Source organism: Cellulomonas xylanilytica, from assembly GCF_007989805.1.
Taxonomy (GTDB): domain Bacteria; phylum Actinomycetota; class Actinomycetes; order Actinomycetales; family Cellulomonadaceae; genus Cellulomonas; species Cellulomonas xylanilytica.
Window position 1 is genome coordinate 1 of the sequence record NZ_BJUB01000008.1, and the last position, 21,973, is coordinate 21,973.

The 21,973-nt window shown below is 74.8% G+C and carries 25 protein-coding genes; 17 read left to right on the forward strand and 8 right to left on the reverse strand.

The annotated features are described in order from the left end of the window. Positions 1 to 46 precede the first annotated feature (46 nt). Both CXY01_RS12845 and CXY01_RS12850 read right to left on the reverse strand, forming a co-directional pair. Positions 47 to 568: a GNAT family N-acetyltransferase gene (locus CXY01_RS12845; RefSeq protein ID WP_146927845.1), complete on the reverse strand. Its 522-nt coding sequence runs from the start codon at positions 566 to 568 to the stop codon at positions 47 to 49. Further along, positions 565 to 1,389: an HAD family hydrolase gene (locus tag CXY01_RS12850; RefSeq protein ID WP_246125362.1), complete on the reverse strand. Its 825-nt coding sequence runs from the start codon at positions 1,387 to 1,389 to the stop codon at positions 565 to 567. The genes CXY01_RS12845 and CXY01_RS12850 overlap by 4 nt, the downstream gene beginning before the upstream one ends. A gap of 101 nt (positions 1,390 to 1,490) precedes the next feature. On the opposite strand from CXY01_RS12850, the gene CXY01_RS12855 reads away from it, so the two are divergent. Then, the gene (locus CXY01_RS12855) at positions 1,491 to 1,760 is read left to right on the forward strand and encodes a glutaredoxin family protein (RefSeq protein ID WP_146927847.1); all 270 of its coding nucleotides are present in this window, start codon (positions 1,491 to 1,493) and stop codon (positions 1,758 to 1,760) included. Between the two features lie 59 nt (positions 1,761 to 1,819). Next, a complete protein-coding gene (locus tag CXY01_RS12860) occupies positions 1,820 to 2,527 on the forward strand; it encodes a redox-sensing transcriptional repressor Rex (protein ID WP_146927848.1) in 708 nt (235 codons plus the stop codon). Positions 2,528 to 2,584: 57 nt separating this feature from the next. Here the strand turns inward: CXY01_RS12860 and CXY01_RS12865 are convergent, their stop codons facing one another. Then, on the reverse strand, positions 2,585 to 3,142 hold the full coding sequence (locus CXY01_RS12865; protein WP_146927849.1) for a YceI family protein: 558 nt from the start codon (positions 3,140 to 3,142) through the stop codon (positions 2,585 to 2,587). A gap of 106 nt (positions 3,143 to 3,248) precedes the next feature. Between CXY01_RS12865 and CXY01_RS12870 the strand changes: the two genes are divergently transcribed. The 6 genes from CXY01_RS12870 to ccsB are packed head-to-tail and all read left to right on the forward strand — an operon-like array spanning position 3,249 to position 8,544. Beyond that, the gene (locus CXY01_RS12870) at positions 3,249 to 3,743 is read left to right on the forward strand and encodes a MarR family winged helix-turn-helix transcriptional regulator (protein ID WP_146927850.1); all 495 of its coding nucleotides are present in this window, start codon (positions 3,249 to 3,251) and stop codon (positions 3,741 to 3,743) included. 48 nt (positions 3,744 to 3,791) lie between these two features. Continuing rightward, positions 3,792 to 4,448: a histidine phosphatase family protein gene (locus tag CXY01_RS12875; protein WP_146927851.1), complete on the forward strand. Its 657-nt coding sequence runs from the start codon at positions 3,792 to 3,794 to the stop codon at positions 4,446 to 4,448. Position 4,449: 1 nt separating this feature from the next. Continuing rightward, positions 4,450 to 5,037 (forward strand): TlpA family protein disulfide reductase, encoded by a 588-nt coding sequence (locus CXY01_RS12880; protein ID WP_246125317.1) that lies wholly within the window; start codon positions 4,450 to 4,452, stop codon positions 5,035 to 5,037. Further along, entirely contained in the window at positions 5,034 to 5,837 is an 804-nt protein-coding gene (locus tag CXY01_RS12885; RefSeq protein WP_246125319.1) for a cytochrome c biogenesis CcdA family protein, read from the forward strand. The genes CXY01_RS12880 and CXY01_RS12885 overlap by 4 nt, the downstream gene beginning before the upstream one ends. After that, a complete protein-coding gene (gene resB / locus CXY01_RS12890; RefSeq protein WP_146927853.1) occupies positions 5,834 to 7,531 on the forward strand; it encodes a cytochrome c biogenesis protein ResB in 1,698 nt (565 codons plus the stop codon). The genes CXY01_RS12885 and resB overlap by 4 nt, the downstream gene beginning before the upstream one ends. Next, positions 7,528 to 8,544 (forward strand): c-type cytochrome biogenesis protein CcsB, encoded by a 1,017-nt coding sequence (ccsB, locus tag CXY01_RS12895; protein ID WP_146927854.1) that lies wholly within the window; start codon positions 7,528 to 7,530, stop codon positions 8,542 to 8,544. Before resB ends, ccsB begins: the two co-directional genes overlap by 4 nt. Before the next feature lie 18 nt (positions 8,545 to 8,562). Here the strand turns inward: ccsB and CXY01_RS12900 are convergent, their stop codons facing one another. Then, entirely contained in the window at positions 8,563 to 8,880 is a 318-nt protein-coding gene (locus CXY01_RS12900) for a PLD nuclease N-terminal domain-containing protein (protein WP_146927855.1), read from the reverse strand. A gap of 57 nt (positions 8,881 to 8,937) precedes the next feature. Here CXY01_RS12900 and CXY01_RS12905 point away from each other — a divergent pair, with 57 nt between their 5' ends. Then, positions 8,938 to 9,225 (forward strand): DUF4229 domain-containing protein, encoded by a 288-nt coding sequence (locus CXY01_RS12905; RefSeq protein ID WP_146927856.1) that lies wholly within the window; start codon positions 8,938 to 8,940, stop codon positions 9,223 to 9,225. On the opposite strand, the gene CXY01_RS12910 is transcribed toward CXY01_RS12905, so the two are convergent. Next, on the reverse strand, positions 9,222 to 10,094 hold the full coding sequence (locus CXY01_RS12910; RefSeq protein ID WP_146927857.1) for a 1,4-dihydroxy-2-naphthoate polyprenyltransferase: 873 nt from the start codon (positions 10,092 to 10,094) through the stop codon (positions 9,222 to 9,224). The genes CXY01_RS12905 and CXY01_RS12910 overlap by 4 nt on opposite strands. Further along, positions 10,091 to 11,233 (reverse strand): o-succinylbenzoate--CoA ligase, encoded by a 1,143-nt coding sequence (gene menE / locus CXY01_RS12915; protein WP_246125321.1) that lies wholly within the window; start codon positions 11,231 to 11,233, stop codon positions 10,091 to 10,093. The genes CXY01_RS12910 and menE overlap by 4 nt, the downstream gene beginning before the upstream one ends. Positions 11,234 to 11,326: 93 nt before the next feature. Between menE and CXY01_RS12920 the strand changes: the two genes are divergently transcribed. The 3 genes from CXY01_RS12920 to CXY01_RS20880 all read left to right on the forward strand — a co-directional run bounded on the left by CXY01_RS12920 (position 11,327) and on the right by CXY01_RS20880 (position 13,879). Next, on the forward strand, positions 11,327 to 12,427 hold the full coding sequence (locus tag CXY01_RS12920) for a DUF3048 domain-containing protein (RefSeq protein ID WP_246125323.1): 1,101 nt from the start codon (positions 11,327 to 11,329) through the stop codon (positions 12,425 to 12,427). Between the two features lie 76 nt (positions 12,428 to 12,503). Further along, positions 12,504 to 13,583, forward strand: coding sequence for a DUF3048 domain-containing protein (locus tag CXY01_RS12925; protein WP_146927859.1), 1,080 nt, complete (start codon positions 12,504 to 12,506; stop codon positions 13,581 to 13,583). Between the two features lie 128 nt (positions 13,584 to 13,711). Continuing rightward, positions 13,712 to 13,879: a hypothetical protein gene (locus tag CXY01_RS20880; protein ID WP_186813402.1), complete on the forward strand. Its 168-nt coding sequence runs from the start codon at positions 13,712 to 13,714 to the stop codon at positions 13,877 to 13,879. Here the strand turns inward: CXY01_RS20880 and CXY01_RS12930 are convergent. Beyond that, a complete protein-coding gene (locus tag CXY01_RS12930; RefSeq protein WP_146927860.1) occupies positions 13,876 to 14,844 on the reverse strand; it encodes a 1,4-dihydroxy-2-naphthoyl-CoA synthase in 969 nt (322 codons plus the stop codon). The genes CXY01_RS20880 and CXY01_RS12930 overlap by 4 nt on opposite strands. 105 nt (positions 14,845 to 14,949) lie before the next feature. On the opposite strand from CXY01_RS12930, the gene CXY01_RS12935 reads away from it, so the two are divergent. The 5 genes from CXY01_RS12935 to CXY01_RS12955 all read left to right on the forward strand — a co-directional run bounded on the left by CXY01_RS12935 (position 14,950) and on the right by CXY01_RS12955 (position 20,382). Next, positions 14,950 to 15,273, forward strand: a complete 324-nt coding sequence (locus CXY01_RS12935; protein ID WP_146927861.1) for a DMT family transporter — start codon at positions 14,950 to 14,952, stop codon at positions 15,271 to 15,273. A 14-nt stretch (positions 15,274 to 15,287) separates the two neighbouring features. Beyond that, complete coding sequence (locus CXY01_RS12940) at positions 15,288 to 15,845, forward strand: TetR/AcrR family transcriptional regulator (protein WP_146927862.1); 558 nt, start codon at positions 15,288 to 15,290, stop codon at positions 15,843 to 15,845. A gap of 20 nt (positions 15,846 to 15,865) precedes the next feature. Next, on the forward strand, positions 15,866 to 16,825 hold the full coding sequence (locus CXY01_RS12945) for an o-succinylbenzoate synthase (RefSeq protein ID WP_146927863.1): 960 nt from the start codon (positions 15,866 to 15,868) through the stop codon (positions 16,823 to 16,825). Beyond that, positions 16,822 to 18,657: a 2-succinyl-5-enolpyruvyl-6-hydroxy-3-cyclohexene-1-carboxylic-acid synthase gene (gene menD, locus CXY01_RS12950; RefSeq protein ID WP_146927864.1), complete on the forward strand. Its 1,836-nt coding sequence runs from the start codon at positions 16,822 to 16,824 to the stop codon at positions 18,655 to 18,657. Before CXY01_RS12945 ends, menD begins: the two co-directional genes overlap by 4 nt. Before the next feature lie 96 nt (positions 18,658 to 18,753). Beyond that, the gene (locus tag CXY01_RS12955) at positions 18,754 to 20,382 is read left to right on the forward strand and encodes a S1C family serine protease (RefSeq protein WP_146927865.1); all 1,629 of its coding nucleotides are present in this window, start codon (positions 18,754 to 18,756) and stop codon (positions 20,380 to 20,382) included. A 175-nt stretch (positions 20,383 to 20,557) separates the two neighbouring features. Here CXY01_RS12955 and CXY01_RS12960 read toward each other — a convergent pair whose 3' ends face one another. Continuing rightward, positions 20,558 to 21,910, reverse strand: coding sequence for an isochorismate synthase (locus tag CXY01_RS12960; protein WP_146927866.1), 1,353 nt, complete (start codon positions 21,908 to 21,910; stop codon positions 20,558 to 20,560). Positions 21,911 to 21,973: the final 63 nt, after the last annotated feature.

A 21,973-nucleotide genomic window follows, 5' to 3' on the forward strand; every position in this document is an offset into this window, starting at 1 on the left:
GGCCCGCCGAGCCGGGGCCCGCCGCGACGGCCCGGGAGCAGGACGCCTAGAGCGGGCGCTCCAGGACGTAGTCGTCCTCCACCCGGGTGCCGACGGTGAAGTGCTTCGTGCCGACGATCGCGAACCCGGACCGCACGTAGAACGCCTGCGCCCGCGCGTTCTGCTGGTTCACGCCGAGCCACATCCCGTGCGCCCCACGGCTCCGGGCCGCGTCCAACGACGCCGCCATGAGGGCGTTCGCGATGCCCGCACCGTGGTGGTCGGGGTGCACGTAGCACTTGGACAGCTCGACGGTCGGGCGCAGGTGCAGGGCCGCCTGCACGTCCGGGTCCGCGGGCTCGCCGGCGACGAGCATCGTGTACCCGACGAGCTCGCCGTCACCGGCGACCAGCACGTCCCGCAGGGGGTCGTCCAGGTACTCGGCGAACCGCTCGACCGACAGGACCGTGTCGATGAACTCCTGCTGGTCCTGCGCGGTGGAGCCGGGCGGGCAGGCGAGCGGGAAGGTCAGGGCCGCGAGCCGGGCGAGCGCGTCGAGCTCGTCGTGCGCGGCGGGCCGGACCGTCACAGGACGTCCTCGCCGCCGCCGGGACCGCGCCACGACCGCAGCAGGGACCGCGCGACGAGCCCGCCGGCCCAGGCCAGCCCGGCCAGGCTGGCCACCGTGGTGCCGCGGCGGGCGTTGCGCCGGCGGTTGCGGAACTCGCGCACCGGCCAGCCCACCTCGGCGGCGTACCGGCGCAGGCGGCGGTCGGGGTTGATCGCGCAGGGGAAGCCGACCTCGGACAGGATCGCGACGTCGTTGGTGGAGTCGCCGTACGCGTACGACGTCGCCAGGTCGATGCCCTCCTGCTCGGCGATCGCCCGCACGGCGTCCGCCTTGGCCTGCCCGTGCAGCATGTCGCCCACCAGCCGACCCGTGTAGAAGCCGTCCTCGTGCTCCGCGATCGTGCCCAGCGACCCGGTGACCCCGAGGCGCCGGGCGATCAGCGAGCCGATCTCCACGGGCGTCGCCGTGACCAGCCACACGGAGTGGCCGGCGGCGATGTGCTCGTCGAGCAGCCGCTGCGTGCCCGGGTAGATGCGCAGGCAGAGCACCTCGTCGTAGACGTCCTCCGCGATCGCGGTGACCTCGGCCACCGAGTGCCCCTTCATGATCGACAGCGCCCGGCTGCGCACCTCGTCGATCTGCTGCTTGTTCTCGCCGAACGTCAGGTACCGGAACTGGTGGAACCCGAACTCGACCAGGTCGCGCCGTCGGAAGAAGCCGCGCCGGTAGAGGCCCACACCCAGGTGGAACGCGCTGGCGCCGCGGATGATCGTGTTGTCGACGTCGAAGAACGCGCCGACCGCGGGACCGTCCGGGCCTGACCCCGGGTCCCGCAGCACGGGAGCGGGGACGCTGGGGTTCCCGGACGCCTGACGCACCCGGTCACTGTAACGACGGTGCGCGCGCCGCGGTGTCACGCGAGCGTGAGACGGTGGGCCTCATGACGCGTGTGGTGCTCTACGGCCGGGCCGGCTGCCATCTGTGCGACGAGGCGCGGGAGGTGGTGCGGACGGTGTGCGCCGAGACCGGGGACGCCTGGCGGGAGGTCGACATCGACGCCGGGACCGCCGACGGCCGGGACCTCGTCGCGGAGCTGGGCGAGCTGGTCCCCGTCGTCGAGGTCGACGGGGTGCAGCAGGGCTACTGGCGGATCGACCCGAACAGGCTGCGCCGAACCCTTACCGCGGCCGGTCCCCGCCCCCTAGCCTGACCAGCAGGGCACGGGCGCCCGGGCCTGCTCGGTGCCCGTCGGTCACGGTGGGGGTCGATGTGGACACGCAGCGAGGGGTACCGCGGACGCACGCCAGGGCGACGGAGCCGGGTGCGACCGGGCGGGCCGGCGCGCGCGACGTCCCCACCGCCACCGTCGCGCGCCTGCCGGGGTACCTGCGGGTGCTGAACGGGCTGACGGCCGACGGGGTGGTCACCACGTCGTCGGAGGAGCTCGCCGCGGGTGCGGGCGTCACCTCGGCGCAGCTGCGCAAGGACCTGTCGTTCCTCGGCTCGTACGGCCGGCGCGGGGTGGGGTACGACGTCCTGCACCTGTCGGAGCAGATCTCGGTGGTGCTGGGCCTGACGACGCAGCGGCGGGTCGTCATCGTCGGCATCGGCAACCTCGGGCACGCGCTGGCCAGCTACTCCGTGTTCGCCGAGCGCGGGTTCGCGGTCGTCGGCCTGGTCGACGCCGACCCCGCGCTGGTGGGGACCACCGTCGGGGGGCTCATGGTGCAGCCGCCGGCCTCGTTGCACGACGTGGTCAGCGGGGCCGACGCGACCATCGGCATCATCGCGACGCCCGCGGCCGTCGCGCAGGACGTGTGCGACGAGCTCGTCGCGGCGGGTGTGGTCGGCATCCTCACGTTCGCGCCGCGCGCGCTGCGGGTCCCTGCGCACGTCGACCTGCGGGCGGTGGACGTGGCCTCCGAGCTGCAGATCCTCGCGTTCCACGACCGCCGGCGTACCGGCACCGGCGCCTGAGGCATGCGAACGGCCGGGTCCGCGAGGGACCCGGCCGTCGTCGTGCGGAGGGCGGTGTCAGCCCTTGATGATCGAGACGTCGAGCGCGATGACGACCTTGTCGGACACCAGGACGCCGCCGGCCTCGAGGGCCGCGTTCCAGGTGAGCCCGAAGTCCTTGCGGGAGATCGTCACGGTGGACTCGAAGCCCGCGCGCTGGTTGCCGAACGGGTCGACCGCGGTGCCGTTGAACTCGGTCTCGAGCTCGACGCGCTGCGTGACGCCGTGGATGGTGAGGTCGCCGGCGATGACGTAGTCCTTGCCCGCCTCGCGGATCTCGGTGGAGACGAACGTCCACTGGCCGAACGTCTCGACGTCGAAGAAGTCGCCGCTCTTGAGGTGGCCGTCGCGGTTGGCGTCACCGGTGCTGACGGCGGCCGGGTCCAGCGTGACGGAGACGGACGTGCTCGCCAGGTCCTCGCCGACCGTGACGACGCCCTCGGTGACGCCGATGGTGCCGCGGACCTTGGAGATGCCGGCGTGCCGGACGGTGAAGGCCGCCTCGGTGTGCGAGGCGTCGATGGCCCAGGTGCCCGTGGTGAGTCCGGTGGGAAGCGTGGCGGTGGCGGTGCTCATGGTCTGTCCTCCGTGGTTGTTGAACTGTCAACCAAACTGTTAGTTCAAAGTTGTACTACACTCGACGCAGACCCGCAACCCCTGACCGAAGGACGGAGGCCACGCTGTGACCACTGACACACCCGCCGTGCAGACGGTGGAATGGCTGACCGCCGAGCAGCAGGTCCACTGGCGCTCCTTCCGCGGCGGGGCGGCACGCCTGTTCGCCGCGCTCGAGCACGAGCTGGAGCAGCAGACCGGGCTGTCCACGCACGAGTACGAGGTCCTCGTCCGGCTCTCCGAGGCACCCGACCGCACGCTGCGGATGGCCCAGCTGGCCGACAACCTGGCGCACTCCCGCAGCCGGCTCACGCACACCATCCGCCGCATGGAGGAGCAGGGCCTCGTCGCCCGGCTGCCCTGCGTCGAGGACGCCCGCGGCGTGAACTGCACCATGACCGAGAAGGGCTGGCAGGTCCTCGTGGCCGCCGCCCCCAGCCATGTTCAGTCCGTGCGCGACCACCTGGTCGACGTGCTCACGCCCGAGCAGTTCGCCGCGCTCGGCGACGCCATGGAGACCGTCCGCCAGCACCTCACGGGTGGCGCGTGTCACGTCGAGTGACCCGCTCCCGTGTCCGTGGCGCACAGGAGTGTTTGCGAGACTGAGCCCATGGTCGCGACCACGATCCACCTGATGCGGCACGGCGAGGTGCACAACCCCGACGCCGTGCTCTACGGACGGCTGCCCGGCTACCGGCTCTCGGAGCGTGGTCTGGCCATGGCGCACATGGTGGCGGACCACCTGGCCGGGTCGGGGGCCGGCGCGCGTCGCGACGTCGTCGCCGTGATCGCCTCGCCGCTGCAGCGCGCGCAGGAGACCGCCGCGCCCATCGCGGCGGCGTTCGACCTGGAGGTCCGCACCGACGAGCGGATCATCGAGGCGGGGAACCACTTCGAGGGCAAGACGTTCGGGGTCGGCGACGGCTCGCTGCGCCACCCCGAGCACTGGCCGTACCTGCGCAACCCGTTCCGGCCGTCCTGGGGCGAGGCGTACAAGGAGCAGGTCGACCGCATGCTCGCGGCCGTCGAGTCCGCGCGCGAGCTCGCCCGCGGGCACGAGGCCGTGCTGGTCAGCCACCAGCTGCCCGTCTGGGTCACGCGCCTGGCGCTCGAGAACCGGCACCTGTGGCACGACCCGCGCAAGCGGCAGTGCTCGGTCGCGTCGCTGACCAGCCTGCGCTACGACGGCGACACCCTGGTCGGCGTCGGCTACAGCGAGCCCGCCGCGGTGCTGCTGCCCGGCGCGTCCACGGTTGCGGGGGCCTGACGTGCGCCGACGCGTCCTCGCAATCGCCTCGCTCGGCGTCCTCCTCCTCGCCGGCTGCGCACCCGAGAGCGCGTCGACGACCCCGCAGGACGTGCAGGACCAGGGCTACCAGTCCGGCGACGGCAGCACCACGACGTGGGCCGCGGGCGACCGCTCGGGCCCGCTCGAGCTGTCCGGCACCGACTTCGCGGGCACCGCGCAGGACGTGGCCGCCTGGCGCGGCGAGGTCGTCGTGCTGAACACCTGGTACGCCAACTGCCCTCCGTGCCGTGCCGAGGCCCCCGACCTCGCCGCGCTGTCCACCGACTACGCGGACGACGGCGTGCAGGTGCTCGGCATCAACCGGACCGACGACGCCGGCACCGCGCAGGCCTTCGAGCGCCAGTTCGAGGTGCCCTACCCGAGCCTCGCGGACACCGACGGCGCCGCGATCGCCGCCCTGCAGGGCACCGTCCCGGTCAACGCCGTGCCGACGACGATCGTGCTCGACCGGTCCGGGATGGTCGCCGCGCGCATCCTCGGGCTCGCCGACCCCTCGACGCTCCGGTCGATCGTCGACGACCTGCTCCTCGAGACGCCTCCGTCATGATGCTCGCCGACGCGGGCGACGCCTTCGGCCAGACCGTCGTCTCGGGGTCGCTGCTCCTGGCGATCCCGGTGGCGCTGATCGCCGGGCTCGTCTCGTTCGCGTCGCCGTGCGTGCTGCCGCTCGTGCCCGCCTACGTCGGCTACCTCGGCGGGATGACCGGGTCTGCCCAGACCGTCTTCTCGGAGGGCGACACGCTCGTCCGGACCGCTCCCGCGCGCAGCCGCGTCCTCCTCGGCGTCGCCCTGTTCGTCGCCGGGTTCACCGCCGTGTTCGTCGCGCTCGCGGTCCTGGCGGGCTCCCTCGGCGGCCTGCTGGTCGAGTACCAGGACCCGATCACGCGCGTGCTCGGGGTGGTCGTCATCGTGCTCGGCCTGGGCTTCCTCGGCCTGATCCCGTTCCTGCAGAACGAGAAGCGCGTGCACCTGGCGCCCCGCGCCGGGCTGTGGGGTGCACCCCTGCTGGGTGTCACCTTCGGGCTGGGCTGGGTGCCGTGCATCGGCCCGACGCTCGCCGCGATCCTCACGCTCTCCCTCGACGGCGGCTCGGCCGGTCGCGGCGCCCTCCTGGCCGTCGCGTTCTGCCTCGGGCTCGGGCTGCCGTTCCTCCTGGTGGCGCTCTTCGTCGACCGCAGCGCCGGAGCGCTCGGCTTCCTGCGCCGGCACCGACTGGCGATCATGCGGTTCGGCGGCGCGATGCTGGTGATCCTCGGCATCGCGCTGGTCACGGGCGTGTGGGGGACCTGGTCCTCGTGGCTGCAGGGTGTCCTCGTCGGCGGCGACCCGTTCGTGCCGGTCGTATGAGCGTGCACCGGCCCGAGGGCCTCTCCGACGTCTTCATGGAGCCGACCGAGGCTCCGGCAGCGCCCCCCACCCTGCCCACGCTCGGGCTCGTCGGCTGGCTCCGCTGGGCCTGGCGGCAGCTCACCAGCATGCGGGTCGCCCTGCTGCTGCTCATGCTGCTCGCCGTCGCCGCCGTGCCGGGGACCGTCTGGCCGCAGCGCGCGCAGGACACCGCCAAGGTGGCCACCTACATCGCCGACCACCCGACGACGGGCCCGTGGCTGGACCGGCTCGGGTTCTTCGACGTGTACTCCTCCGTCTGGTTCTCGGCGATCTACATCCTGCTGTTCGTGTCGCTGGTCGGCTGCATCCTGCCGCGCACCAAGGTGCACCTCGCAGGGGTCCGCGGCCGACCGCCGCGCGCTCCCCGCCGGTTCACGCGGTTCCCCGCGCAGGGGTCGGGCGTGGTCGACGCGCCGCCGTCGCAGGTCGCGGACCACGCCACCACCGTGCTGCGCGCCGGCTGGCGCTGGCTCCCGTTCGTCCCGACGTACCGGGTCGACACGCGCGACGAGGGTAACGGCACCCTCTCGGTGTCCGCGGAGCGCGGGTACCTGCGCGAGACGGGCAACCTCGTCTTCCACCTCGCCCTCGTCGGGCTGCTCATCTCCGTCGCCACCGGCCAGGTGCTGCACTACCGCGGCCAGGCGATCGTCGTGCAGGGGCGCGGGTTCGCGAACGCGCAGGTGGACTACGACACCTTCGAGCAGGGCACCGCGTTCACGCCGTCGAGCCTCGTGCCGTTCACGCTGCGGCTCGACGAGTTCGAGTCCCGCTTCGACCCGGTGACCCTGCAGTCCCGTGACTTCACCGCGCACGTCACCCTGACCAACCCCGGCGAGGAGCCGGTCGAGGAGACCATCAAGGTCAACCACCCCCTCGACGCGGGCGGCGCCAAGGTCTACCTGCAGGGCAACGGGTACGCGCCGGACATCACCGTGCGCGACGCCTCCGGCCAGGTCGCGTTCTCCGGTCCCACGCCGTTCCTGCCGCAGGACGAGGTCTACACCTCGCGCGGCGTCGTCAAGGTGCCCGACGTGTCCGGCGACCAGGAGCAGATCGGCCTCGTCGGCTACCTGCTGCCCACCGTGGACGTGCGCGAGACGTCGTTCGGGCCCGCCTACGCCTCCGTGAACCCGCAGCCCGACGACCCGGCCCTCGTGCTCGCCGTCTGGCAGGGCAACCTCGGCCTCGACACCGGCGTCCCGCAGAACGTCTACGAGCTCGACGAGTCCCGGATGACGCAGCTGATGGACGAGGACGACAAGCCCGTCACTCTCGTCGTGCGGCCGGGCGAGACCGTCGACCTGCCCGAGGGGATGGGCACCTTGACGTTCAACGAGCTGACCCGGTACGTCGCGCTCGACCTGCGGCACGACCCCGCCCTGCCGTTCGTCCTCGTGTTCGCGCTGCTCGCGTTCGCCGGTCTGGCCACCTCGCTCTTCGCGCCGCGCCGGCGGCTCTGGCTCCGCCTCGCCCCCGGCGCCGAGGGTGACGACGGTCGTACAGTGGTCACCGCGGCCGGGTTGGCCCGCGGCGACGACGTCGGCCTGCAGCCCGAGCTCGACCGGGTGCTCGCCCAGGTGCTCGCCCGTTCTGCCGACAGACCCCCGGTCGCTCCCCGCGGCCCCACCTCAGGAGAGGCCTCGCCATGACCACCGGTGACCTGAGCACCTTGCTCGTCTGGGGCGCCGCGACCGCGTTCACCATCGCGCTCGTCGCCTACAGCATCGACCTGGCGCGCATCGCCGAGCGGGCGCAGAAGCGCGTCCCCGAGGCCGCGCTCGTCGGTTCCGGCAGCACGCGACCCGCCACCGCGGTCGCCGGCTCCGAGGACCAGAGCGCCCCCGGGCGGTCGGCACGCGCCGAGGGGATCGCCCGGTCCACCACGCTGCTGGGGCTCGTCCTGCTGTTCGCCGGCATCGTGCTGCGCGGCATCGCGGCGGGCCGCTGGCCCACCGCCAACATGTACGAGTTCACGATCGTCGGCGTGTTCGTCGCCGTCCTCGTGCTGGCCGTCGTGCAGCGCCGCCGCGTCATCGCGTTCGTCGGCGTCGTCGTCATGGGCATCTCCGTGCTGGCCCTCGTCCTCGCGCTCAACGCCTTCTACATCCAGGCCGACCAGGTGCAGCCCGCCCTGCAGAGCTACTGGCTGATCCTGCACGTCGGCGTCGCGATCATCGCCACCGGCATCTTCACGGTCGCGTTTGCCGCCGCGGTGCTGCAGGTCCTGCGCAGCTTCCGCGAGGAGGCGCTCGTGGACGGCCCCGCGGTGACCGTCGGCACCCCCGGTCGCTCGGACCGGTTCCGGCGCTGGGTGGGCGGACCGCGCTTCGGCTGGCTCGAGCAGGTGCCCGGCTCCCGCGAGCTCGAGGCCCTGTCCTTCCGCCTGAACGCCATCGCCTTCGTGCTCTGGACGTTCACGCTCATCGGCGGCGCGATCTGGGCCGAGCACGCGTGGGGGCGGTACTGGGGCTGGGACCCCAAGGAGGTCGGCACGTTCGTCGCGTGGGTCGTCTACGCGGCCTACCTGCACGCACGCACCACGCGCGGCTGGAGCGGGCGCCGGGCGTCGTACTTCGTGTTCGTCGGCTACGCCGTCGTGCTCGCCAACTTCACGGTCGTCAACCTCGTGGTCACCGGCAAGCACTCGTACTCGGGGATCTGACCGCCGCTCGGTCGGGGCTCAGGCCGCCGGCGGTGCGTCGTCGGAGGCGCCCGGGTCGGCCCGTCGCCGGTCGTCGTCGAGCCGGGACAGGAAGTCCGGGTCGTCGTCGGGGCCGGTCGCGCGGCGGGGCGCGCTGGGGCTGTCCGGACCGGCGGCGGTCCGGCGCGACCAGCGCACCGCGAGCCACGCGAGGGGACCGAGGAGCGGCACGAAGACGATCAGCAGGACCCACAGCGCCGGGTGCACACCGAGGCGCTCGTGGGTGGTGCTCCGGATGACGTCGATCACGCAGTAGACGGTCAGTCCGATGATCAGCAGGACGGCCAGGTTCCTCACCTCGTCAGACTAGACGCCCGGGATCGGTGTGACGCCCCCAGCGCCTACCCTGGGACCGTGCCTTTCGTCGTCTACTCGGTCCTGCGCCTCGCGCTCTTCGGTGCCTGCCTCGGCCTGCTCTGGTGGGCCGGGCTGCGCACCTGGCTGGTCGCCGTCGCCGCCGCGTTCCTCGCCTGGGGGCTGTCCTACGTGCTGCTCGCCGGCCCGCGGGACGCGGCCGCACGGCAGCTGGCCGAGCGCGCGGAGCGGCGCCGGGCGGCCGGCGACCGGACGGTGCTGGGCAGGCGTGCGCAGGAGGACGCGGACGTCGAGGACGCGGCCGACGAGGCCGCCCGCGACAGCTAGAGGGCGAGCCCGAGCCCCAGCAGGACCCCGAACGCCAGCTCGAGCAGCCCGGTCCCCGCCAGGACCGGCACCAGCGCCCGCCCTCGGGCGCCGAGCAGCACGGTGACGGAGAGCAGCACCGCCGGCGCCAGGAGCAGCAGGACGAACAACGTCCACGGCGACGCGAAGGCGCAGCCGATCCCGCCGAGCAGCACCGGACCGACGACCAGGACGGCGTAGGCGCGACGGGACCACCGTTCGCCCAGCCGGACGGCCAGGGTCCGCTTGCCGACGAGCGCGTCCGTGGGTACGTCGCGCAGGTTGTTGGCCATGAGCAGCGCGCACGCGAGCATGCCGATGCAGACCGCGCCGACCCACGCGGGCCACGACAGCCGGCCGGCCTGCGTGTAGGTGGTGCCGAGCACGGCGACGAGGCCGAAGAACAGGAACACGCCGACCTCGCCCAGCCCGCGGTACCCGTAGGGGTTCTTGCCGCCGGTGTAGCCCCAGGCCGCGACGATGGCGAGCGCACCGACGGCGAGCAGCCACCACTGACCGGTCGTGGCGACCAGGGCCACGCCGAGCAGGGCGGCGACGCCGAAGGCGGCGAACGCCGCGGCCTTGACGGTGCCCGGGCTGGCGGTGCCCGACGCGGTCAGCCGCAGGGGTCCGACGCGGTCGACGTCGGTGCCGCGGATGCCGTCGGAGTAGTCGTTCGCGTAGTTGACGCCCACCTGCAGCGCGAGCGCGACCCCGAGTGCGAGCGCCGCGCGCCCGAGGTGGGCCTCGCCCAGCTGGGCGGCCGCCCCGGTGCCGACCAGCACGGGGGCGGCGGCGGCGGGCAGGGTCCGCGGTCGGGCACCCTGCACCCAGTCGCTGGCAGTCGTCACGTGGGGTTCCTCTCGAGGTGACGGGTGGCGAGCTGCGTGGCGGCCCGACGGTCGATCTTGCCCGGGCCGCGCACGGGGAGCGAGTCCGTGACCACGAGGTGGCGCGGGGCGTGCGCGGCTCCTAGGCGGTCGGTGACGGCGGCGCGGACCTCGTGCAGCGTGGGCGCCGGGGTACCGGCACGCCCGACGACGACCGCCACGACGGCCTGCCCCCACTCGGCGTCCGGCACGCCGACGACGCAGACCTCGGCGACGCCCGGCAGCGCGGCGACGACGGCCTCGACGGGTCCGGGCGGCACGTTGGCGCCCCCGCTGAGCAGGACGTCGTCGGCGCGCCCGAGCACCCGCAGCACGCCGTCGGACCACGAACCGAGGTCGCTGGTCCGCAGGTACCGGACCCCGTCCACCTGCACGAACGCGTCCGCGTCGAGGTCCGGGCGGCCCAGGTACCCGTCCGCGAGGACGGGGCCGGCCAGCAGGATGCGCCCCTCGTCGTCGAGCCGGACCGAGACCCCGTGCAGCGGCGTCCCGTCGTAGACGCAGCCGCCGCACGTCTCGGTCATGCCGTACGTGGTCACCACCTCGACGCCGGCGTCGCGGGCGCGGGCGAGCAGGTCCGGCGCGCTGGCCGCACCGCCCAGCAGGACCGAGCCGAAGGAGCGCAGCGCATCGGTCGCGGCATCGTCGGCGAGGAGCCGCACGAGCTGCGTGGGGACCAGCGAGGTGTAGCGCGGGCCGTCCGCGGGCATCGCGCCGACCGCCGCGACGAACGTCGCCGCCCGGAACGGACCGGGCGCGACCACGGTGGGCGCGGTGCCCGCCAGCACCGAGCGGACGAGCACCTGCAGGCCGGCGACGTGGTCGGTGGGGAGCGCGAGGAGCCAGTGCCCCGGACCGCCGAGCCGGTCGTGCGTCGCAGCCGCCGACGCGCGCAGGGCGGTGGCCGAGAGCAGCACCCCGCGGGGCTCGCCCGTGGAGCCCGAGGTCCGCACGACCGCGGCGACGTCGTCGCCCACGTCGCCGGGCACCGGGCCGGCCGGCCCCGGTGCGACCGCCGGTCCGGCACCGGTCAGCGCCGCCGCGAGCGCCGGGAGCAGGAGGTCCGGCCGCGCGGGGACGTCACGCAGGGGTCGGATCACCCGCTCAGCGTAGGTCCGTCCCGGCGCGTGCCGGCCCGGGGGGCACACCGTCACGCCGTAGAGTGTCGCGCGGTTCATACCAGAAGGAGCACCGTGTCGCCTGTTCTCACCGTCCCGCGCGCCCGTCGGCGATCCACCGCGATCGTCGCGCTGGCCACCGGTGCCGTCCTCGTCCTCGTCCTCGGCGCGTGCAGCGGGTCGCCGACCGACTCCTCGCCGGTCGCCCCGGTGACCCAGGCGCCCGCCATCGAGGCGGCCAAGGTCGCCCCGCCCGCGCCGGTGGTGCCGCCGCGCTGGCCGCTCACCGGCGTCGCCGCCGCGGACGTCGCCGTGCGACCCGCGCTCGCGATCAAGGTGGAGAACTCCGGGGAGGCCCGCCCGCAGACCGGCCTGGACCAGGCCGACGTCGTGTGGGAGCAGGTGGTCGAGGGCGGGATCAGCCGGTTCGTCGCGGTCTACCAGTCGCAGGTGCCGGCCGAGGTCGGCCCGATCCGGTCCGTCCGTCCGATGGACCCCGCGATCGCGGCGCCGCTGCACGGGCTGATCGCGTTCTCGGGTGGCCAGCAGGGGTTCGTCCAGGACCTGAAGAACGCGGGCCTGCAGACGATCAGCATGGACGCCGGAGCCGGCGGCTTCTACCGCAAGTCCGGGGTCGGCAAGGCGCCGCACAACGTGTACGGCACGCCGCAGACGTTCTGGGACCAGGCCGACGGCGAGCACTCCGCCGCGCCGGTCACGCAGTTCGTCATGGCCAGGTCCGCGGAGCGGGCCAGCGCCGTCGTCGCGGGCGGCCCGTCGTCGACCGTCGCCGTGCACCTGTCGGGCTACTCGAGGCCGACGTGGACGTGGGACGCCGCGAGCGGGACGTGGCTCCGCGCCGAGGGGTCCGCACCGGCGATGCTGCGCTCCGGCGCCCGGATCGCCGCGACGAACGTGGTCACCCTGAAGGTGCTCGTGCGCAGCTCGGGCACCACCGACCCCGCGGGCAACCCGGTCCCCGAGACCGTGCTCGAGGGCTCGGGCGAGGCGACGGTGTCGAGCGGCGGGAAGACGGTCACGGGGACGTGGGCGAAGACGGGGACGGACGGCGTCCTGACCCTCACCACCGCCGACGGCGGCGTCCTCACGCTCGCGCCGGGCACCACGTGGGTCGAGCTGGTCCCGGTGGACTCCGGCTCGGTCACCATCAGCTGACTCGGCCAGGCTCCCCGGCGTGGGAGCGGTGGCATGACAGCCTGGTCCGGTGCCAGGCGGACGACAGGGGAGCACCATGACGATGACGACACGACGAGGGACCCGCAGCGCGCTCGCCGCGGTGCTCGCCGGGCTGGCTCTGGCCGTCGCCGGGTGCGGGTCCCCCCAGGAGGGGCCGCAGGAGCCGCCCGCCCCGGTGACCAAGGGTCCGTCGATCGCGCCGGACAAGGCGGCGCCGCCGGCGCCCGTCGTCCCGCCGACCTGGCCGCTGACGGGCGTGGCCGGCGAGCCCGCCGCGCGGCCGTCGCTCGCGGTGAAGATCGAGAACACCGCCGTCGCCCGCCCGCAGACGGGTCTGGACCAGGCGGACGTGGTCTGGGAGACCATCGTCGAGTTCGACGTCTCCCGGTTCGTCGCCGTGTTCCACTCGCAGGTCCCCGCCGAGGTCGGGCCCATCCGGTCGGTGCGGCCGATGGACCCCGTGATCCTGGCGCCGATGCACGGTCTCCTGGCGTTCTCGGGCGGCCAGCCGGGCATCCTCGACCTCGTCGCCGCGAGCGGCGTCCAGATGATCAGCCACGACGCAGGCGCCCCGGGCATGTACCGGGTGCGGGACCGGGCTGCGCCGCACAACGTCTACGGGACCCCGGAGACGTTCTGGGGGCTGGCGGACGCCGACCACCAGGCGCCCCCGGGGGAGCAGTTCACGTTCGCCCGCAGCGCGGACCGGGCGGCGGCGGTCGTGGGCGGGACGCCCGCGACGACGCTGGCGTTCCGGCTCTCGCCGGCGTCCAGCCCGACGTGGACGTGGGACGCCGCGTCCGGCACCTGGTTGCGCGCGGAGGGTGCGACGCCGGCGACGGCCCGCAGCGGTGCGCAGCTGTCCGCGGTCAACGTCGTGTCGATCACCGCCGAGCACCCGAACACCGGCTTCGGCGCCCAGGGCGGCGCCCCCGTGCCCACCTACACGCTGGTCGGATCGGGTGACGGCGTGGTGGCGACGGGTGGCAAGACCGTCGCGGTCCGCTGGCAGAAGGACTCCGAGAGCGCGCCGATGCGGCTGTTCACGGCCGACGGCACGCCCGCGGACCTGGCGCCGGGGAACACGTGGGTCGAGCTCGTGCCCGCGGGGAGCGGGTCCCTGACCATCGGCTGAGCCGGCCCGTCCCGGATCGGTTGTCCGACCAGGGGATGATCTCGTCGGCCGGTTGGTCACCCCTGGTCTCGACCTGGACCGGCCTGCAGGCCGATGTCCGGACGAGGTGCGCGCGCGACGCTGGACGCATGACAGCTCTCCCGCACCACCACCCCGCACCCGCCGAGCACGACGTCCGGTCCCTCGGTGCCGTCGTCGCCTCCGCCGTCGTGCTGGTCGCGCTGCTCGTCGGCGCCGCCGGCATCCTCGGCTCGGTCGTCGACCTCGCCGGCTGGGCCCTGTCCAGCAGCAGCTAGTACGCGTACGGGAAGCCCGACCAGTCGGGCTCGCGGCGCTCCAGGAACGCGTCGCGTCCCTCGACGGCCTCGTCGGTCATGTACGCCAGCCGGGTCGCCTCGCCGGCGAAGACCTGCTGACCGGCCAGCCCGTCGTCGGCCAGGTTGAACGCGAACTTCAGCATGCGGACGGCCTGCGGCGACTTGGTCGCGATGATCCGCGCGTACTCCAGCCCGGCCTCCTCGATCTGCGCGTGGTCGACCACGTCGTTGACCGCGCCCCACGCGAGCGCCTGCTCCGCCGAGTACTCGCGGGCCAGGAAGAAGATCTCGCGGGCCCGCTTCTGCCCCACCTGCCGCGCGAGCAGGGCGGAGCCGTAGCCGCCGTCGAACGAGCCCACGTTGGCGTCGGTCTGCATGAAGCGGGCGTGCTCGCGGCTGGCGATGCTGAGGTCGGCGACGACGTGCAGGGAGTGGCCCCCGCCGGCCGCCCAGCCGTTGACCAGCGCGACGACGACCTTTGGCATCGTCCGGATGAGCCGCTGGACCTCGAGGATGTGCAGGCGACCTGCGCGTGCCGGGTCGACGTCCTGCGCGGTGTCGCCCGACGCGTACTGGTACCCGGACCGGCCGCGGATGCGCTGGTCGCCGCCCGAGCAGAACGCCCAGACGCCGTCCTTGGGGCTGGGGCCGTTGCCGGTGAGCAGCACCGTGCCGACGTCGGAGGTGGTGCGCGCGTGGTCGAGGACCCGGTAGAGCTCGTCGACGGTGTGCGGGCGGAACGCGTTGCGCACCTCGGGCCGGTCGAACGCGACGCGCACCACCGGCAGGTCGCGGGCCCCGGCACCGGCGGCCACCTGCTCGGGGTCCGGCCGGGCGAACCCGCGGTGGTACGTCAGGTCGGTGAGGTCCTCGAAGCCGTCGACCGTGCGCCAGCGCGTGGGGTCGAACGTGTCGGAGACGGGGGCCGGCAGGTGCGAGGTCACGGCGGAAGCCTAACCACGCGAGCCCGTTCTGGTACGCTCGTACCAGAACGTGTGCGGGACGGCGGGGTCTGCCACCCGGCGCGCACGTGGGAAAGCAGGTGCACCATGGCCTGGGCGGTCCTGATCCTGTCCGGCATGCTCGAGGCCGGCTGGGCCTTGAGCCTCAAGGCGTCCGACGGCTTCACCAGGCTGTGGCCCAGCGTGTCGTTCGTCGTGCTGCTCGTCGCGTCGATGGGCGGCCTCGCCTGGGCCCTCAAGACGCTGCCCGTGGGCGTCGCCTACGGCGTCTGGGTCGGCATCGGGGCGGCGCTGACGGCCGTCCTCGCGATCGTCCTCTTCCACGAGACCGTCTCGGTGCTGAAGATCGTCTCGCTCGTCCTGATCATCGCGGGCGTCGTCGGGCTGAACCTGTCGTCGAGCGCGCATTGACGGGGGAGCGGGGGGTGCGCGCGAAGGGTGCGCGCCGTCGGGACGAGCTCGCGCACGCCGCCGCCACGCTCACCCTGCGCGACGGCCCCGGCGCGCTCACGCACCGCCGCGTGGCCGCCGAGGCCGGTGCGTCGCTGTCGGCGACGACGTACTACTTCGCCTCCCTCGACGACCTGGCCGCGGCGGCGGGGGACGCCCTCGCCCAGGGATGGGCGCAGCACGCGCGCGCCGTGCTCGCGGCGGCGCCACCGGTCACGGTCCAGCAGGACCCGTCCGCGGCCGCGCACGTGCTCCTGGACGCGGTGCTGCCCGCCGGGGACGACGCGCAGGTGCGCAGCTACTACGAGCACCTGCTGGGTGCCGGCCGGCAGCCGGCGCTGGCCACGGCGTTCGCGGCGGGACGCGGGGTGGTCGACGCGGTCCTGGCCGACCTGGTCCAGCGCGTCGGCGCGCCCACGTCGGCCGCGGTCACCACGGCCGTCATCGACGGTGCGGTCGTCACGGCCCTGACGGAGCGCCGGCCGGTGCGGGAGACCGCCCGCCGTCTGCTGGTCGACGCGTGGGGCCGCTGAGTCGGCCGTACGCTGGCGAGGTGCCGCGCAACCCCGCTGACCTGCACGTCTGGTCCCTGCCGCTCCGCAACCGGTTCCGCGGGCTGACGGTCCGCGACGGGCTGCTGGTGCGCGGAGCGGCCGGGTGGGGCGAGTTCAGCCCGTTCTGGGACTACGACGCCGCCGAGTCGCTCGCGTGGTGGCGGGCCGCGCGGGAGGCCGCCGACGAGGGCTGGCCGGCGCCGGTGCGGACGCACGTCCCCGTCAACGTCACGGTCCCCGCCGTCGACGCCGCGACGGCCCACCGCATCGTGCGCGACTCGGGCGGCTGCCGGACGGCGAAGGTCAAGGTGGCGGAGCCGGGGCAGTCCCTCGCCGACGAGCTCGCCCGCCTCGAAGCGGTCCGCGACGCGCTCGGACCCGACGGGGCCATCCGGGTCGACGCGAACGCCGCGTGGGACCTCGACACCGCCGTCAGCCGGCTGGTCGCGCTCGACCGGGCCGCGGGCGGGCTCGAGTACGCGGAGCAGCCGGTCCCCGGCGTGGACGACCTCGCGGCGCTGCGCCGGCGCACGCACGTGCCCATCGCGGCCGACGAGTCGATCCGCCGGGCGGAGGACCCCCTGGCCGTCGCGCGTGCGCACGCCGCGGACGTCGTGGTGCTCAAGGTCCAGCCCCTCGGCGGCGTGCGCGCGTGCCTGGAGCTGGCGGAGCGCATCGGGCTGCCGGTCGTCGTCTCCTCGGCGCTCGAGTCGTCGGTGGGCCTGGCGGCAGGGGTGGCGCTCGCGGCCGCGCTGCCCGAGCTGCCGTACGCGTGCGGCCTGGCCACCGCACAGCTCTTCCGCGCCGACCTGGTCACCCACCCGTTCCGACCCGTCGACGGAGCGCTCGACGTCCGACGGCCGGACCCCGACCCGGAGCTGCTCGCAGCGGCCCGGGCACCGCAGGAGCTCACCGGCCGCTGGGCCGCCCGGCTCGCCGCCGTGGAGGCTCGGGCATGATGGCGGGCGTGACGCCGCCGCCCCTCGACCCCGACCCGGCGACGACGGCAGCCCGGGTGCTCGTCCAGACCCTGGCCGCGCTCGGCGTCGAGGACGTCGTGCTCGCTCCCGGCTCCCGCAGCGCACCCCTCGCGTACGCGCTCGCGGACGCCGCCCGTCCCGACGACCAGCGCCCCGCCGGGGCGCCCCGCCTGCGCCTGCACGTGCGCGTCGACGAGCGTGCGGCCGCGTTCCTCGCCGTGGGCCTGGTGCGCGCGTCCGCCCACGGCCCCGGCGACGAGCAGCGCGCCCTCCGACCGGTCGCGGTGGTCACCACGTCGGGGACCGCCGTCGCCAACCTGCACCCAGCGGTCCTCGAGGCCCACCACAGCGGGCTGCCCCTGCTCCTGCTCACCGCCGACCGCCCGCACGAGCTGCGTGGCACGGGCGCCAACCAGACCACGGAGCAGGTCGGCATCTTCGCCGGCGCGGTCCGGCTCACGGTCGACGTCCCCGCGCCCGTCGGGCTGCCCGACGAGGCCCGCGGCGTGCGCCGCACCCTCTCGCGCGCCGTGGCCGCCGCGACGGGTGCCCGCACCGGCGACCCCGGCCCGGTGCACCTCGACCTGGCGTTCCGGGAGCCGCTCGTGCCGAGCGGTGCGCCGTGGCCGGAGCCGTCGACGGTCGGGCTCACGCTGGTGCAGGCGCGGCACGTCGCACCCGCGGCCACCACGGGCGCGCTGCCGACGGTCGACGCCGCGGCTCCGGCGCGGCGGGGCGGCGTGGCCACGGTGCTGGTCGCCGGGGACGGGGCCGGCCCGGGCGCGCGCCGGCTGGCGGAGGTCAACGGGTGGCCCCTGCTGGCGGAGCCGTCGTCCGGCGCACGCGGCGGCACGCACGCCATCGCGGCGTACCGGCTGCTGCTCGACCACCCGCAGCTGGGCGGAGCGGTGCGCCGCGTCGTCGTCCTCGGGCGTCCCACCCTGTCCCGGCCCGTGCAGCGCCTGCTCGGCCGGCCGGACGTCGAGGTCGTCGTGATCGCCCCCCGCGGCCGGGACTGGCCCGACGCCGCGCGCAACGCGACCGACGTCCTGCTCGACCCGCCCGCGCGCATGCGGCAGGGCCGGATGCCCGCCCCCGCCGGGTGGCTCGACGCGTGGCGGACCGCCGACAAGGCCGCGGGGGCCGCGATCGACGAGGTGCTCGACGGGCTGGACGCCGGCCGACGCTCGCGCAGCGGCACCCGGGTCACCGGCCCGGCGCTCGCCCGGGTCGTCGCCCAGGTGACCGGAGTCGGCGACGCGCTGGTGGTCGGCTCCTCGAACCCGGTGCGGGACCTCGACCTGGTGGCGCGCTGGGACGCCCCGCCGGTGGTGCTGGCGAACCGCGGTCTCGCCGGCATCGACGGGACGGTCTCGACCGCCGTCGGTGCGGCCCTCGGGATGCCGGACCGCCGCGTCCGCGCGCTGCTCGGTGACCTGACGTTCCTGCACGACGTCGGCGGCCTGCTGCGCGGCCCGCTCGAGGCGCAGGTGCACCTGCAGCTGGTGGTGGCCAACGACGACGGCGGCTCGATCTTCGCCACGCTCGAACCGGGGGAGCCCGACCGGGCGGACGTCTTCGAGCGGGTGTTCGGCACGCCGCACGGCGCGGACCTCGCAGCCCTGTGCGCGGGCTACGGCGTCCGGCACACGCGGGTCAGCGACGTCGACGGCCTGCTGCCCGCGCTCGCGGTCCCGGGACCGGGGCTGAGCGTCGTCGAGGTCCGAGTGGACCGCCTCGGCCGTCGCGCGCTGGGCGAGCGCATCACGGCGGAGGTCGGGGCCGCGGTCGCCGCCGCGCTGCCCGGCTGAGGTCGCACGCGAAACTCGCAGCGAATTCCCAGGTTCTGCGAAGCCTGGTTCCAGCCCGGTTCGGTGTGATGTACCTCGACCAAGGAGGGCACACCGATGACGACCACCCCTGAGAACGGCGCGAACGACGCAGCCGACCAGAACCCCCAGACGCACCCCACCCAGCCGCTGCCGCCCCTCGGCGCGACGCAGCCGCTGCCGACCACGCCGGCGCACCCGACCAACCCGTTCACGCCGCCGCACCCCGCCGCGCCCGCCGACCAGCGTGCCGCGTACGAGGCCGCCCAGCGTGCCGCCGCCGCTCAGCAGCAGGCGCACATGGACCAGTTCGAGGCCGTCCGTCGCGCCCAGTGGGAGGCCGCCCAGCGCGCCTCCGCCCAGGACCCGGCCACGGCGCAGCAGCCTGCCGCCGCCTACGCCGGCCAGCCCGTCGGGTACCCGGCCCAGCCCGCGCCCGCACCGCAGGGCGGCGTCCCGACGCAGCGTCGGCGCAACCTGTGGCTGCCGGTGACCTCCGCCGCCGCCGCGGCGGCGATCGTCGCCGCGGTCGCCACCGCCGGCCTCACCCACGCGCTGTCCGACGGCGACGGCTCGGTCGACCGGCCCGCGTCGCTGGCCACCATCGGCCAGACGAGCAACGACACCGTGCCCGTCGCGGAGTCGACGTCGGACGACCCGAACTGGGAGGCCGTCGCCAAGGCGGTCCAGCAGTCGGTCGTCGCCATCCAGGTGAGCGACGGCAACGGCGGCGGTGCGCAGGGCTCGGGCGTCATCATCGACGACGAGGGCCACATCGTCACCAACAACCACGTCGTCGCCGGCGCGGACGGCGACGTCCAGGTCACCCTGACGGACGGCCGCCTGTTCGACGCGACGGTCGTCGGTCTCGACCCGACGACGGACCTCGCGGTCATCAAGCTCAAGGACGCCCCCGACGACCTCAAGCCGTCGGCCCTGGGCGACTCGTCCAAGGTCATCGTCGGCCAGCCGGTCATGGCCGTCGGCAACCCGCTCGGCCTGGCGAACACGGTCACCACGGGCATCGTCTCCGCGATCGACCGCCCCGTGTCGACCGCGGGCGACGCCAGCAACGAGGCCACGGTCACCAACGCGATCCAGATCGACGCGGCGGTCAACCCGGGCAACTCGGGTGGTCCGCTGTTCGACGCGACGGGCAAGGTCATCGGCATCAACTCGTCGATCGCCACGCTGTCCAGCGAGTCGGGCTCCATCGGCCTCGGCTTCGCCATCCCGGTCGACCTGGTAAAGAACATCGCCTCTCAGCTGGTCGAGGACGGCACGGCGGAGCACGCGTTCCTCGGCGTCGGCCTGTCCGACGGCACCGCGACGGCCGACGGCGTCACGCGCCGCGGCGCGGTCGTGGAGAACATCACCGAGGGGTCGCCGGCCGCGAAGGCGAAGCTGCAGGCGAAGGACGCGATCGTCGCGATCGACGGCAAGGCCGTCGGCGGCGCCGAGTCCCTCACCGCCTACGTCCGGTCGCTCGCGTCCGGCGAGAAGAGCACCCTGACCGTGGTCCGCGACGGCAAGACCGTCGAGGTCGACGTCACGCTCGCGGTGCGGCCGGAGAACGTCCAGCAGGCTCCGCAGGAGCAGCAGGGCGAGCAGGCTCCCGAGGACCAGCAGGGCGGCTCGGGCATCCCGGACGGGATGACCCCGGAGCAGCTGTGGGAGTGGTTCCAGCAGCAGGGCGGCCAGGGCTGAGCCCGGTCGTCACCCCCTGACAGCCGGCGGCCGCCGGGTCACCGTCCCCCCACGGACCCCGGCCGCCGGCTGCACCAGCGGCTCGCACCGCGAGCCGCGCCCCGCGGTCCCACCGGGACCGCACGCCGTCCCGACCGCCGCCCCTGCGGGCCGGGACACGGCCTCGGCCGGGACGTCAGCTGCGGCTGGTGTCCCGGCCGAGCGCGTACCGCATGGGGACCAGCTTGGCCTCGGACTCCGCCAGCTCGGCCGGCGGGTCGGACGCGGCGACGACGCCGCACCCGGCGAACAGCCGGACGCGCCGTGGGTCCACGGGGTCGATCGCCGCGGACCGCAGGGCGATGCCCCACTCGCCGTCGCCGTCGGCCCCGAACCAGCCGACCGGCCCGGCGTACCGGGCGCGGTCCATGCCCTCGATGCTCCGGATGAGCTCGCGCGCCGCGACCGTCGGGGTGCCGCAGACGGCCGCCGTCGGGTGCAGCGCGGCGGCCAGCGCGAGCGAGGACGGGTGCTCGGCCCGCCCGGCGTCGCCGCCCGGTGCGCGCAGCACGCCCGTCACGTCGGACGCGAGGTGCAGCACGTTGGGCAGGTGCAGCACGAACGGGACGTCGGGCACGTTCGTCGACGAGCAGAACGGCTCCAGCGCGTGCGCCACCGACGTCACGGCGTACTCGTGCTCCTCCAGGTCCTTCGAGGAGTGCGCGAGGATCGCCGCGCGGGCCAGGTCGGCCGCGTCGTCGCCGGTGCGCCGGATGGTCCCCGCGAGCACGCGCGAGGTGACCAGGCCCTTCTCGGACCGCACCAGCAGCTCGGGCGTCGCGCCGACCAGCCCGTCGACGCTGAACGTCCAGCACGACGGGTACTCGGTCGCCAGCCGCTCCAGGGCCCACCGCACGTCGACGGGGTGCTCGGCGCGGGCGTGCACGTCGCGCGCGAGGACCACCTTGTCCACGTCGCCGGCCCTGATCGCGGCGATGCCGCGGGCCACGACCTCTTTCCAGCCGTCGGCGCTGACGGCACCGTCGGCGTAGACGACGGTGCCCGGGTCGACGGGCGGCACGCGGGGGCCGACGACGTCCCCGAGCTCCGGGGCGGCGTGCAGCCGGGCTCCCGTGGTGATGGTCGTGAGCCAGGTCCGCCCGCCGCGGCGCCCCACCACGACCTTGGGGACGACGATCACGCCACCCGCGGCGGACCGGTCGTCGAACGCGAAGGAGCCGAACGCGACCGGACCGGTGCCGGGCAGCTGCACCTCGTCGCGGACGATCGCGCGGGCCAGCACGTCCTGCCAGGCCCGCTCGGCGTCGGCGAACCGGCCGGCGCCCGAGACCTCCACGCGCAGCGTCTCGCCCCAGGCGACCAGGCCGTCACCGCGACGGACCCAGGCGAGCGGACGCTCCGTCGGCAGCAGGTCGAGGAGGTCGTGCGGGTCCGGTGCGCCGGCGTCGCCCAGGCCGTCGAGCGCGACCGTCCGGACGAGGAGCGGCTGCGGGACGGCGTCCGCGGGGGCGGAGGTCTGCGTGCTCATCGGTTCCAGCGTAGGCCTCGCCACCGGCTCCGCCCTGTCGAAGAGGCCCTGCGGACCTGCGAC

Coding starts and splice junctions, on each gene's coding strand:
- CXY01_RS12865 (WP_146927849.1), bottom strand. CDS start 3,142: ATGAGCACCGCCACCGCCACGCTTCCCACCGGACTCACCACGGGCACC.
- CXY01_RS12960 (WP_146927866.1), bottom strand. CDS start 21,910: ATGAGCACGCAGACCTCCGCCCCCGCGGACGCCGTCCCGCAGCCGCTC.
- ccsB (WP_146927854.1), top strand. CDS start 7,528: ATGACCACCGGTGACCTGAGCACCTTGCTCGTCTGGGGCGCCGCGACC.
- CXY01_RS12885 (WP_246125319.1), top strand. CDS start 5,034: ATGATGCTCGCCGACGCGGGCGACGCCTTCGGCCAGACCGTCGTCTCG.
- CXY01_RS12875 (WP_146927851.1), top strand. CDS start 3,792: ATGGTCGCGACCACGATCCACCTGATGCGGCACGGCGAGGTGCACAAC.
- CXY01_RS12935 (WP_146927861.1), top strand. CDS start 14,950: ATGGCCTGGGCGGTCCTGATCCTGTCCGGCATGCTCGAGGCCGGCTGG.
- CXY01_RS12925 (WP_146927859.1), top strand. CDS start 12,504: ATGACGATGACGACACGACGAGGGACCCGCAGCGCGCTCGCCGCGGTG.
- CXY01_RS12955 (WP_146927865.1), top strand. CDS start 18,754: ATGACGACCACCCCTGAGAACGGCGCGAACGACGCAGCCGACCAGAAC.
- resB (WP_146927853.1), top strand. CDS start 5,834: ATGAGCGTGCACCGGCCCGAGGGCCTCTCCGACGTCTTCATGGAGCCG.
- CXY01_RS20880 (WP_186813402.1), top strand. CDS start 13,712: ATGACAGCTCTCCCGCACCACCACCCCGCACCCGCCGAGCACGACGTC.
- menD (WP_146927864.1), top strand. CDS start 16,822: ATGATGGCGGGCGTGACGCCGCCGCCCCTCGACCCCGACCCGGCGACG.
- CXY01_RS12855 (WP_146927847.1), top strand. CDS start 1,491: ATGACGCGTGTGGTGCTCTACGGCCGGGCCGGCTGCCATCTGTGCGAC.